This is a genomic window from Lactobacillus sp. ESL0677, assembly GCF_029392875.1.
Classification (GTDB): Bacteria; Bacillota; Bacilli; order Lactobacillales; family Lactobacillaceae; genus Lactobacillus.
Map to the genome: position 1 here is coordinate 567,929 of NZ_CP113946.1, position 12,761 is coordinate 580,689.

General features: G+C 39.9%; 12 protein-coding genes. All 12 read left to right on the top strand.

Features of this window, described 5'->3' with window-relative positions; genetic code table 11:
• Positions 1-23 precede the first annotated feature (23 nt).
• The 12 genes from trmL (at position 24) to rny (ending at position 12,654) form a co-directional block, all read left to right on the top strand.
• Positions 24-581: a tRNA (uridine(34)/cytosine(34)/5-carboxymethylaminomethyluridine(34)-2'-O)-methyltransferase TrmL gene (gene trmL / locus OZX76_RS02955; RefSeq protein WP_277144563.1), complete on the top strand. Its 558-nt coding sequence runs from the start codon at positions 24-26 to the stop codon at positions 579-581.
• Between the two features lie 3 nt (positions 582-584).
• On the top strand, positions 585-977 hold the full coding sequence (locus OZX76_RS02960; RefSeq protein ID WP_277180793.1) for a DUF1149 family protein: 393 nt from the start codon (positions 585-587) through the stop codon (positions 975-977).
• A 19-nt stretch (positions 978-996) separates the two neighbouring features.
• Positions 997-3,453 (top strand): DNA translocase FtsK, encoded by a 2,457-nt coding sequence (locus tag OZX76_RS02965; protein WP_277180795.1) that lies wholly within the window; start codon positions 997-999, stop codon positions 3,451-3,453.
• A 173-nt stretch (positions 3,454-3,626) separates the two neighbouring features.
• Positions 3,627-4,355 carry an SDR family NAD(P)-dependent oxidoreductase gene (locus tag OZX76_RS02970; protein ID WP_277180797.1) on the top strand — a complete coding sequence of 243 codons (729 nt, stop codon included), beginning with the start codon at positions 3,627-3,629 and terminating at the stop codon, positions 4,353-4,355.
• 72 nt (positions 4,356-4,427) lie between these two features.
• On the top strand, positions 4,428-5,492 hold the full coding sequence (locus OZX76_RS02975) for a RodZ family helix-turn-helix domain-containing protein (protein ID WP_277180799.1): 1,065 nt from the start codon (positions 4,428-4,430) through the stop codon (positions 5,490-5,492).
• A 28-nt stretch (positions 5,493-5,520) separates the two neighbouring features.
• On the top strand, positions 5,521-6,081 hold the full coding sequence (gene pgsA / locus OZX76_RS02980; RefSeq protein WP_277180801.1) for a CDP-diacylglycerol--glycerol-3-phosphate 3-phosphatidyltransferase: 561 nt from the start codon (positions 5,521-5,523) through the stop codon (positions 6,079-6,081).
• Positions 6,082-6,239: 158 nt separating this feature from the next.
• Entirely contained in the window at positions 6,240-7,415 is a 1,176-nt protein-coding gene (locus OZX76_RS02985) for an ABC transporter ATP-binding protein (RefSeq protein WP_277180803.1), read from the top strand.
• A 1-nt stretch (position 7,416) separates the two neighbouring features.
• Complete coding sequence (locus OZX76_RS02990; RefSeq protein ID WP_277134442.1) at positions 7,417-8,040, top strand: ABC transporter permease; 624 nt, start codon at positions 7,417-7,419, stop codon at positions 8,038-8,040.
• 12 nt (positions 8,041-8,052) lie between these two features.
• The gene (locus tag OZX76_RS02995) at positions 8,053-8,988 is read left to right on the top strand and encodes a glycine betaine ABC transporter substrate-binding protein (protein ID WP_277180805.1); all 936 of its coding nucleotides are present in this window, start codon (positions 8,053-8,055) and stop codon (positions 8,986-8,988) included.
• Positions 8,988-9,644, top strand: coding sequence for an ABC transporter permease (locus OZX76_RS03000; RefSeq protein WP_277180807.1), 657 nt, complete (start codon positions 8,988-8,990; stop codon positions 9,642-9,644). The genes OZX76_RS02995 and OZX76_RS03000 overlap by 1 nt, the downstream gene beginning before the upstream one ends.
• Before the next feature lie 139 nt (positions 9,645-9,783).
• On the top strand, positions 9,784-10,890 hold the full coding sequence (recA, locus tag OZX76_RS03005) for a recombinase RecA (protein ID WP_277180809.1): 1,107 nt from the start codon (positions 9,784-9,786) through the stop codon (positions 10,888-10,890).
• Between the two features lie 132 nt (positions 10,891-11,022).
• A complete protein-coding gene (gene rny / locus OZX76_RS03010; protein ID WP_277180811.1) occupies positions 11,023-12,654 on the top strand; it encodes a ribonuclease Y in 1,632 nt (543 codons plus the stop codon).
• The last annotated feature ends 107 nt before the right edge of the window (positions 12,655-12,761 follow it).

A 12,761-nucleotide genomic window follows, 5' to 3' on the forward strand; every position in this document is an offset into this window, starting at 1 on the left:
GCTTTTTTATTAAGGAGAAAACTATGACGAATCACGTTGTGTTGTATGAACCGTTGATGCCAGCTAATACTGGTAATATTGCTCGGACTTGTGCGGGGACAAATACGGTGTTAGATTTAATTGAGCCGTTGGGCTTTCAGATTGACGATAAAAAGATGAAGCGTGCAGGACTTGATTATTGGGATAAGGTAGATGTTCGGCGCCATGATGACCTTGAAGCATTTTTAAAAACACTAGGTCCGCAAGACGAGATGTACTTAATTTCGAAGTTTTCAGCGAAGAATTATGCCGAGGTTGATTATACTGATCCGGATAAAAATTATTACTTTGTTTTTGGAAAAGAAACAACTGGGTTGCCTGAGACCTTCATGCGCGAGTACTATGACCGCAATTTGCGCATTCCAATGTCGGACAATATTCGCTGCTATAACCTATCTAACTCTGTAGCGATGGTCTTACTTGAAGCACTGCGCCAGCAAGGCTTTCCGAATATGGAGACAGCTCATCATTACGAAAATGATAAGTTGAAGGATGATTATAACCGTCCTGAGCGTTACGAAAGAAATTTAGGAGAAGAATAAATAATGGATTTTGTTAAGGAAACACCAGTAATGGTTAAGAACTTTCACTATGACATTAATGAAGAACCAGAAACAAAGGATCAAGTTAATTTTGGCCTGAAAAAGGTTGAAAGACAAAATGATGACGGGACAACTGATGCTGGTAAAGATGGCAGTTATTTTGATGTGACAGTTATTTTTGATGTTGCGCCAGCACCCGGCGAATTTTCTGTAAGTGGGATGATTAGTCAAATTGTTCAAATTAAGGATTATTTTGGTGATGGCAGCGATCTTGATAAGACCGACTATAAGCTGCTCAGTCGCCCGTTAGTTGAGTATATTGAAACTTTAACTTATGAAGTTACGCAAATTACCCTGGATCAACCGGTTAATTTGAACTTCCAAGCTAACTTTTAGGCCCTAATTAGGTGCAATTATGCCTAAGAAAAGGAGAAAACCAACTAAAAAACGTAAGAAGGCGCAAAATACAGGGATAACTTGGTCGGTTATTGGTCTTATTCAGCTTATTATTGCAGTTTGGACATTTGTAAAATTTGGTATTTTGGGTAAACAAATTGCCAATTGTTTTCGTTTGTTTTTTGGCGATTCATATTTACTAGCAGCAGGTTTATTTGGCCTGTTTGGTTTGGTAATGCTGATTTATAACAAGCCGATGCACTTTAAATTCAAGCGCAGTTACGGTTTGTTTTTGGCAATTTTAGGAATACTAGTAATTCAGAGTAGCATTTATTTTGAGCATGAGTTGGTTAATAATGCTTTTATGAATGTTTTTTGGCATGAGATTTCTGCCGAATTTGGTCGAGCAGCGATAACCGTGCCAGTTGGCGGTGGGATTATCGGTGCTCTCTGCTATCAATTATTTTATCAGTTGCTTGGTCATCTTGGCTTACGCGTAATCGCAGTTTTGTTGGTTCCGGTTGGGCTGTTAATGTTTTTTGATGTTAAATTTAGAACGATTATTAAGAGATTTCAATCCGTCAGTCAGCTTTTTATAGTTAAAAACCAACAAGCAGGGACCAAAATTAAAGACAAGTATGCGGTGTTGCGTGAGAAGCAATTACAAAAACGCGAAGAGCAGCAAGCGCGGGATTTGAATGATCCGCTAAACTCGGAATCAGCGATTTTTCCTAATGTTAATGACTTTACGGTTGAAAAAGATGAAACTGAAGAGCCACCTGCACAAGAGGACCCATCTGAAACAGAGCAATTCCAATCTTCAACTACTGAGGATGAACCGCAAATTCAAATTGCCGGTCAGGAAGTCTCTAAGTCAAGTGAGCCAGAAGCTATTGAACCACAGGCAAAACCAACAACTGATAAACAAGAAGAATCAAGTTTACCAAAGTCACATTCGTTTGCTGATGAAGACAAAAAAATGCTGCAGGAGTTAGCAGATGTCGACCACGGTGAATTGAAAACGCAGCAGAAGACTAACCCTCAATATCGTAAACCGCCACTATCACTGCTTAATCCAGTCAAAAATACTGACCAAAGTTCGGATAAGGCGTTAATTCGGCAAAATACACAAACGTTGCAAACAACTTTTAAGAGTTTTGGTGTCAATGTCATCATCAAGAAGGCAATTTTGGGGCCAACAATTACGCGTTACGAAGTTCAACCTGCCGTTGGTGTTAAGGTTAGCAGAATTGTCAACTTGGCCGATGACTTGGCGCTAGCGTTAGCTGCCAAGGACATTAGAATCGAAGCGCCAATTCCGGGTAAACCGTTCATCGGCATTGAGGTGCCTAACCGAACGACCTCAGTTGTTGCCTTTAAGGATGTCATGCAGCATCAAGATGCCAAGGCGCAACAAGAACCAATGGTTGTGCCTCTAGGCAAGGATGTAACGGGTCAAACAATTTCAGCTAATTTAGCTAAAATGCCGCACTTGTTAATTGCTGGTTCGACTGGTTCTGGTAAGTCCGTGGCGATTAACACGATTTTAACCAGTATTTTAATGAAGGCAATGCCTGATCAAGTTAAATTGATTTTAATTGATCCTAAGATGGTTGAGTTGTCAGTCTATAATGGCGTACCGCACTTGTTAATTCCGGTTGTAACTGATGCCAAGTTAGCTGCCAATGCATTAAGCAAGGCCGTTAAGGAAATGGAGCGGCGTTATAAATTATTTGCGGCTAGTGGTGCCCGCAACATGGGTGAATTTAACGAAAAAGTTCGTCTAAACAATCAAGATAAGTCAAAACCGGCAATGAAGCCATTACCTTATATTTTGGTTGTGGTTGACGAATTAAGTGACTTGATGATGGTTGGTGGTCATGATGTGGAAGGTGCAATTGTCCGTTTGGGGCAAATGGCGCGTGCAGCCGGAATTCACATGATTTTGGCAACGCAAAGACCGAGTGTTGACGTGATTACAGGTTTAATTAAGGCCAATGTACCATCGCGAATTTCATTTGCTGTCTCCAGTGGGGTTGATTCACGAACAATTTTAGATCAAACTGGAGCTGAAAAATTGCTGGGACGTGGAGATATGCTATATATGCCTGTAGGTGCGTCAAAGCCCGAACGAATTCAGGGTGCCTATGTGTCTTCCAGTGAAGTTGAAAAAGTAATCTTATGGGTTAAAGAGCAGCAGAAGCCTGTATATGATGAAGAAATGATTCCGCAACAGGGCAGCGATAATGCGACAGATGACGATGAGCCGGAAGATGAATTCTATAATCAGGCAGTCGACTTAGTTAGACGCCAGCAGACTGCTAGTGTTTCAATGTTGCAACGCCGCTTTAGAATTGGTTATAATCGAGCTGCAAGAATTGTGGACGAGATGGAAGCAAAAGGTGTCGTTGGTCCTTCAGAAGGATCAAAGCCGCGCCAAGTCTTGCTGCCACCTGAAGAAACTGCTGAAAAATAATTTTTAAGAAAGTTTAGCATGTGGCAATTTTAGCTAATTTTACGGCTGAATAATGTTAGAATTAACTCGAACATTGTGATCGTAAAAGTGTAGAATTGAACAAGTAATTGTTATATAATTTGTAATGCTGTACAGATTAATAGCTCTTAATTGAGCAGAAAAGGAATGTTAGAATGCAGCGAGCAATTGTTTTTGGTGCTACTGGTGGAATAGGACAGGCTATTTGTGCGGATTTGGCACAAGATGGTTGGTCGCTTTATGTTCATTGCAGTCAAAATTGGCAAGCTGCTTGTGAGTTAAGCGAAAACTTAGCCAAGCAGTTTCCCCAACAAGATTTTATTCCAATTAAACTTAGTTTTTTAGTTGATAATAATGATTTACAAACCTTTGTTCAGGGATTATTGCCGATTAATGCGGTTGTTTTTGCGCAGGGCATTACCGATTATAATTTTGTCAGCGGGCAAAATCTATCTAAGATTGATCAAGTTATGATGGTTAATCTGACAGTACCAATTAAATTAACTGGCTTGCTTGAGCCGCTGTTAATTAAGAATGATTTTAGTCGAATTGTATATCTGGGTTCGGTTTATGGTGGTCAAGGTAGTGCAATGGAAGCTGTTTATAGTAGTTCAAAGGCGGGGCTAACCCGCTTTGCTCAAAGCTATGCGCGTGAAGTCGCGTCGGCTAATTTGACAGTTAATGTCATTGCTCCTGGTGCGGTTAACACGCCGATGAACGCGATGTTTGCACCGGAAACGATGGAAGAGGTCAAGGGTGAAATTCCTGCTGGTCGGCTTGCCGAGGGCAGCGATATTTCATTCTGGGTCAAGAATTTGCTCAATCTTCGCTCTGGCTATTTAACAGGTCAGACGATTTATGTCAGCGGCGGCTGGCTTTTGTAAATGTAAAATAAAGTAGTAGTATATGTTATACTCAAGTTGTTATGTTAGTAAAGAATTTTTAAAGAGGTAACCATGGCAGATATCGGAGATAAATTACGCAGTGCCAGAGAGGCAAAGGGACTTTCAATTGCAGATATTGAAAAAGCAACCAAAATTCAAGGTAGATATCTGACGGCAATTGAACAAAATGATTTTGATAAACTTCCCGGGGACTTTTATGTGCGAGCTTTTATTAGACAATATGCCCAGATTGTCGGCTTAGATGGCAAGCAGCTGCTCAGTGAATACCATCAAGAAGTTCCTGTTGCCCAACCAGATGAGTATGTTGAGGATTCGATTGATAACAAGAGTGAGGAAGTTCGCAAGACAACCAGCAACAAAAAGAAATTATGGAAGAACTACCTCCCACGGATTATTGTGGGTCTGGGAGTGATTGTTGTGATTTTGGTTTGCTACGTGGTCTATGCTCACTTTTCAGCAAGTCATAATCAGGGTACTAATCCAGATAGTGGTGTTTCAATTTCTTCAGAAAATACTAATAAGCCTAAGAAAAAGAAGCCAATTGCAGTTAATCCAGTTAAGATTAAGGAGTTAGCTGCTAATCAATTCCAAATTACTGGCTTGAAGAAAAATCGTAATTTAGTTGTGCGTGCTGGCGATCAAAGCATTACTGTCACTATTTCATTTAATGGTGTTAGACAAGCATCACAAACCTTGGCAGCTGGTCAAAAGCAAACGATTGCCATTCCGACTAATGCTCAAAACGTTGGTGTTAACTTGAGTAATGCTTCAGGCACTAAGGTAACAGTTGGCGGTAAAAAAGTACCATATAACGACCAAAATGGCTATTTGAGTTTAACTTTATTGATTGGTAAACAGCGCAGTCAGACTACAAGTCAGTCAAATTCAACCAATGATTATCGGTCAAATACCAATAACGGCACTAATAGTACCAATTCTGGTCAGTCTACTCATAATTCAAATAAGCAGGCAGCTCATAACAATAGTACTGACAATAGTTCACAACATAATCAAACTACCCAAAATAATGGTCAGAGCAATAACCAGACTAATACTAATAATGGTAACCAGTCTGGAAGTTCAACTCACTCTTCAACCACTAATAATGGCAGATAATTATCAAATATAGGAGAAGTAGTAGAGAATGAATTTACCCAATAAATTAACTGTTTTTAGAATATTTTTAATTCCGGTATTTGTGTTAATCGTCATGTTTGGCGGCAATGCAAGTACACAAGTTGGTGGCAGTACCGTATATTGGCGGTTAGTAATTGCTGCAGTTGTCTTTGCAGTTGCTTCTGCAACGGACTGGTTTGATGGACACATTGCGCGGTCACGCAATATGGTAACTAACTTTGGTAAATTTGCCGACCCATTAGCTGATAAAATGTTAACAATGACTGCCTTCATTATGCTGGTTGAATTAAAATTGGCACCAGCTTGGGTGGTTGTAATTATTGTTTGTCGTGAGCTTGCAGTCACTGGTTTGCGGTTGATTCTAGCAGAAAACAAGGGTCAAGTAATGGCTGCAGCAATGCCTGGTAAGATTAAAACAACTTGTCAAATGCTGTCTGTTATTTTCTTACTGATTGGTAATTTTTACTACATTGGGACAGTTTTATTGTACCTCGCATTAATCTTTACGATCTACTCTGGCTGGGATTACTTCCACAGTTCATGGGATGTTTTCAAGGGTTCAATGTAACAAAATAAATGAATTTAAGTAAAAAAGCACTAACTTTGTTAGTGCTTTTTTTGTGCATATTTTTAAAATGCTAAACTAGCAAAAATTCAATATTTTTGCTTAATTAATTTTTGATTGTTAGCATTAAATTAATAGAACTGTTAAAAAGGAGAATATGCATGAGTAAAAAAATTCCAATGGTTGAATTTAGAAATGTCTCGAAAGTCTACTCTAAGAGCGAAAAGCCGGCTGTTGAGAATATTAGTTTCACAATTGAAAAAGGTGAATTTTGCTGTTTAATTGGCACTTCCGGTTCAGGCAAGACAACATTAATGCGAATGATTAACCGGATGAATAGTGTGACTAAAGGCGAAGTTTTTGTAGAAGGTAAAAATGTTAAGTCATTTAATCCCGTGAATCTCCGGCGTCATATTGGCTATGTTATTCAAAATAATGGCTTAATGCCACACATGACAATTCGTCAAAATATTGTTTTGGTCCCCAAATTGTTGAAGTGGCCAAAAGAAAAATTGGATAAGGAAGCAGAAGAATTAATTGCGATGGCAGAATTACCCAAAGATTATTTGGATCGCTATCCTAAAGAATTATCTGGCGGACAACAACAACGAATTGGTGTCGTGCGGGCTCTTGCAGCGGACCAAAGTTTGATTTTAATGGATGAACCGTTTGGTGCTCTAGATCCAATTACACGTGAAAGTTTACAAAATTTGGTGCAACATTTACAAACTAAGTTAGGCAAAACAATCGTGTTTGTTACTCACGACATGGATGAGGCACTAAAATTAGCAACAAAGATTGTTGTTTTGCATAATGGTCAGTTAATTCAGGTGGGGACGCCGGATGAAATATTGCATCACCCCGCTAATGATTTTGTAAAGACTCTAATTGGCGAGGAGCGTTTAGCAGCCGCCAAGTATGAAACGGTACAGGTTAAAAACGTAATGTTGACTGATCCGGTTCAGATTAATCTTGGTGCGACACTATCACAAGCCTTAACCATGATGAAAGAGCATCATGTTGATACCTTGCTAGTAGTTGATGATGAAAATCACTTAAAGGGCTACATTTCAATTGATGCGTTGCAGCGTAAATATCAATCGTTGACTAGCGTCAGTGATATTTTGCAACAGGTAGCTTATACTGTCGGACCCGAAGAATATTTGCGTGACAATTTTAGTCGTATTCTAAGTCGTAATGGTCGATACATTCCAGTGGTTGATTCTGAACAAAAATTAGTCGGCATTGTTACGCGGTCGAGTTTAGTCAATGTTGTTTATGAATCAATCTGGGGCGGTAAATCAACTAATAGTCAATTAGCAAAAGAGGCGAAGTAATATGTCAGCCTTTTTTGCACAACATGGTTCAGAGTTAATTGTTAAAACTTGGCAGCAGATTTATATCTCAGCAATTGCCTTGGCACTGGGAATTTTAGTTGCAGTGCCGCTGAGTGTTATTTTGTTAAAATTTCCCCGAACAGCTAAAGTCGTCGTTGCCTTTGCCAGCATGTTACAGACAATTCCCGCACTAGCACTACTCGCGATTATGATTCCCTTTTTCGGAATTGGTCAAGTGCCAGCAATAATTGCGTTATTTTTATATAGCTTAATGCCGATTTTACGTAACACTTATGTTGGCTTAACAGGAGTAAATCAGGATACAATTGATTCAGCGCGTGGTCTGGGCATGACGCAGCTGCAATTAATCACGAAAGTTGACTTGCCACTAGCAATGCCAGTAATTATGGCCGGAATCAGATTATCGGCAATTTATGTGATTGCCTGGGCGACGCTGGCTTCCTACATTGGAGCCGGCGGTTTAGGTGACTTCATTTTCAACGGGTTAAGCCTCTACCAACCGAGTTTGATTTTGGGTGGCACGATTCCTGTAATTATTTTAGCGTTATTAACTGATTACCTTTTAGGTAAACTGGAAAAAAGATTAACGCCAAAGGGAATATAGGGGGTGCTGAAAATGAAAAAACAAGTCAAAAAATTCTTTCTAATTGTTAATATTTTAATTGTAACTGTTGCTATAAGCGCGTGTGGCTTGCCCGGATTGTCAGACAGTCAGGGCAGCAGCCAAAATATTCGCATCACAGCTTTGACGACAACAGAATCACAAATAGTAGCGAATATTATTGCGCAACTGATTGAGCATGAAACGCCATACAAAGCAACTATCGTGAATAATTTAGGCTCGGCACCAATGCAGCATCAGGCGTTATATCGCCATGACGCCGATATTCAGGCTGCAGCTTATGACGGTGGAGAGCTAACCGCCAATCTTTTAATGGCACCGATTAAAGACTCTAAAAGAGCAAATGACACGGTTCGTCGTGAAGTTAAAAAGTGGTGGGATCAGACATATTTACATACATATGGTTTTGCTAATAATTATGCTTTTATGGTTAATCGAAAAGAGCAAAAGCAAGATCATCTTTACAATATTTCTGACTTAAAAAAATATCAGAACAAGTTTTCTGTTGGAGTTGCGTCAGAGTGGGTTAATGCACCAGGAGTTGGCTATTCTAACTTCCAGACAGCTTACGGCATTACTTTTAGCAAGTTGCATCCGATGAACATTGGACTGGTATATTCGGCACTTAAAAGTGGCAAAATGAATGTTATCCTTGGTTATTCAACCGATGGGCGAATTGATAGCTATCACTTGAATTTGCTTAAGGATAACAAGCACTTTTTCCCACCGTATAATTGTGGAATGTTGATTAATAATTATGTTTTACGCGAACATCCAGAGTTAAAGCCATTATTGATGCGACTGGTTGGTCATATTAATGTTCATGAAATTCGGGCGATGAATTACCAAGTTGATGATCATTTGCTTGAGCCCGCAACGGTTGCTCATCAGTTTTTAGTTAAGCATCATTACTTTAAGGAGGCGCAATAATGGCTAAGTTATCGTTATGGCAGCAGTTTATCTATTATTACCAACACAATGGCAGTTATGTGCTAGCGCAATTTAATCGAACATTTTTAATTTCAATTTATGGTGTTTTATTTGCGGCTATTATTGGCATTCCCGTGGGCATTTGCATCTCTCGCAATACCCACTTAGGTGACTTTGTAGTTGAAATTGCTAATTTTATCCAAACTATTCCGTCGCTAGCGCTACTTTCAATTGTCATGATTGGGCTGGGACTCGGCGTAATGACGGTAATTGTTACCGTGACGCTATATTCGCTGCTGCCAATTATTAAGAATACTTATACGGGCATGCGTAATGTCGATCGAAACATAATTGATTCGGGAAAAGGAATGGGTATGACAAGATTGCAGCTTTTGTACTTAGTAAAGCTGCCACTATCAATGTCTGTAATTGTTGCCGGCTTGAAAAATGCGCTTGTGATTGCAATTGGTATTACCTCGATTGGCTCCTTTGTCGGTGCTGGCGGGTTAGGCGACATTATCATTAGGGGGACGAATGCGACTAATGGTAGTGCGATCATTTTAGCTGGTGCCGTGCCAACAGCGTTAATGGCGATATTGGCTGATGTGGTTTTAAATCTTTTACAACAGTGGTTACAGCCAAAAGGATTGCGCTAGTAATTTTTTCGCAAAAAAAGATACTTTTAGCGTATTTAATAATGTGGAATAAAAGGATAAACGTTTGTTCGGTTTTCCTTGCAAATAAGCAAGAAATCAAAGTATAATTAATTAGTATTAAATAGAGGAGGCAAATCGCTTGGCCAAAGACGAAAAACAAAAGGCACTGGAAAGTGCATTGAAAAAAATTGAAAAGAATTTTGGTAAAGGCGCCGTAATGCGAATGGGTGACAAGGCTGATACCGAAATTTCGACGGTTCCGTCCGGTTCACTAGCACTTGATGCGGCTTTAGGTGTTGGCGGTTACCCACGAGGAAGAATTATTGAAATTTATGGGCCTGAATCTTCTGGTAAGACGACGGTTGCTTTGCATGCCGTTGCTGAAGTTCAAAAGCGTGGTGGTACTGCTGCTTATATCGATGCCGAAAACGCAATGGATCCTGCATATGCTCAAGCTTTAGGTGTTGACGTTGACGCGCTGATTTTGTCACAGCCGAATACTGGTGAGGAAGGTTTGCAAATTGCCGATACCTTGATTGCCAGTGGAGCTATTGATATTTTGATTGTCGATTCTGTTGCCGCCTTAGTGCCGCAAGCTGAAATTGACGGTGATATTGGTGATAGTCACGTTGGTTTGCAGGCGCGGTTAATGAGTCAGGCGTTGCGTAAACTTTCCGGTAATATTAATAAGACCAAAACCATTGCGATTTTTATTAATCAAATTCGGGAAAAAGTCGGTATTATGTTCGGTAACCCTGAAACCACACCTGGTGGCCGTGCTTTAAAATTTTATTCAACAATTCGTTTGGAAATTAGACGAGCTGAAAAAATCAAGCAGACTGGTGGCGACATTACTGGTAACCGAGTAAAAATTAAAGTAGTCAAGAATAAGGTTGCGCCACCATTTAAGGTTGCTGAAGTCGATATGATGTATGGTAAGGGTATTTCTCAAAGCGGAGAATTGCTCGACATGGCAGCTGATAAGGATATTATTGCTAAGGCTGGTTCGTGGTATTCATACAATAATGAGAGAATTGGTCAAGGCCGAGAAAACGCCAAGAAGTACCTTGAAGAGCACCAAGATATTTATAACGACGTTCAGCATCAAGTCCGCCAAGCTTATGGAATTGATGAAAAGTCAATCGCTGACCGTGAAGATCCGGAAAAAGTTAAAGTTAAAAAAGCAAAAGATGAAAATGTGACAAAGGAAGCTGCAGAAAAAGAAACTGACAACAAAAGCAAATAGAGTTGAAGAAATTAACCTTGACCTTGGAATTTAAGGCAAGGTTTTTTTCTTGGTGATTGACATGTGTCCCGCGGTTCTTTATCATTAATATTGTGTGAATAATCTAAAAAATAAAAAAAGGCGATAGTAATCATGACAAATATAATTTTGATTCCCGTCGCAGTTGCTATTATTTCAATTATAATTGGCTTAGGAATTGGTTATGCAATTCGTAAACATATTTGGGAAAAAAATGCCCAGAATGCGCAAAATGATGCTGACCATATTTTAACCGATGCAAAAGCACAAGTTGCTGCTGCAAAAACCGAGGTTAATGCGCAAAAGCAGGCTACCGAGGCCTTAAAGCAAAGTGCTGAAAACACTAAAAAAGAGAAGATTCTTGAAGCTCAAGAAAAAATTCAGGATTATCGGCAAAAAGTGGAAGACGAATTAAATGTTAAGCGTGACACAATTGCGCGTGACAATAATCGGCTGAAACAACGAGAAGATACCCTTGATCATAAGAATTCTTTACTTAAAGAACAAGAGAATGAACTCAACCAAAAAAAGGATCAACTACAAAAACAGCAGGAAGAACTGGATGACAAGGTTAAGACTGCTGCTGAGTTAGTCGATCAAAGACAACAGAAGTTGTATGAAGTTGCTCATCTTGACAAGCAGCAGGCTAAGAAGTTAGTGTTAGACCAATTAGCTGATGAACTAGTCAAAGAGCGAGCAGAAATGATTAAGGACAGCAATGAAGAGGTAGCTGCAAAGGCAGACCACTATGCTCGTCAAGTAATCATTGATGCTATTCAAAGTAGTTCTGCAGATACAGTGGCCGAAACCACGGTATCTGTAGTTGATTTGCCTAATGAAGAGATGAAAGGACGAATTATCGGTCGTGAAGGCCGGAATATTCGTTCATTTGAGGCGCTGACAGGTATTGATTTAATTATTGATGATACGCCTAAAGTGGTCACTCTTAGCGGCTTTGACGCAATTAGACGTGAGATTGCCAAACGGGCAATGGAGCGGCTAGTTAAAGATGGGCGAATTCACCCTGCTCGAATTGAAGAGACGGTGGATAAGGCGCGTAAGGAAGTCAATGACGATATTTATGAGGCCGGTGAAAGCGCATTAATGGAACTGGGAATTCACAAGATGAACCCTGAACTCGTTAAGACGCTTGGGCGCTTGAAGTATCGTACTTCATACGGACAAAATGTACTTGGTCACTCAATTGAGGTGGCCAAGCTTGCTGGTACTATGGCAGCAGAACTTGGTTTAAATGAAAAATTAGCGGTTCGCGCGGGATTATTACACGATATTGGAAAAGCCATCGACCATGATATTGAAGGTTCACACGTAGAAATTGGTGTGGAATTAGCACGGAAGTATCATGAGTCAGATGTTGTTGTTAACGCAATTGCAGCCCACCACGGGGATGTGCCGAAGTTGTCGTTTATTGCTGAACTGGTTGTTGCAGCAGATACGCTTTCTTCGGCAAGACCGGGGGCGAGAAGCGAGAGTTTAGAAAACTATATTAGACGGCTAACTGAACTTGAGCAGATTGCTAAGAGGTATGAAGGAGTTAAGCAGGCTTACGCCATTCAAGCTGGACGTGAAGTTCGGGTAATGGTCGAGCCAGAGAAAATTTCGGACGATCGAATTACCGTTTTGGCACGTGATATTCGGAATCAAGTTGAAAAAGAGCTTGATTATCCTGGTAATATTAAAATTACAGTTATCCGTGAAAAACGGGTTGTGGCAGTTGCAAAATAAAAAGACTAGATTCAGTTGAATCTGGTCTTTTTATTTAAATAGCTAATTTGTGCATTTTTGCCCAAGCCTGTATAATTAAAACCAACTAAATTATGAAAGTAGTCAAG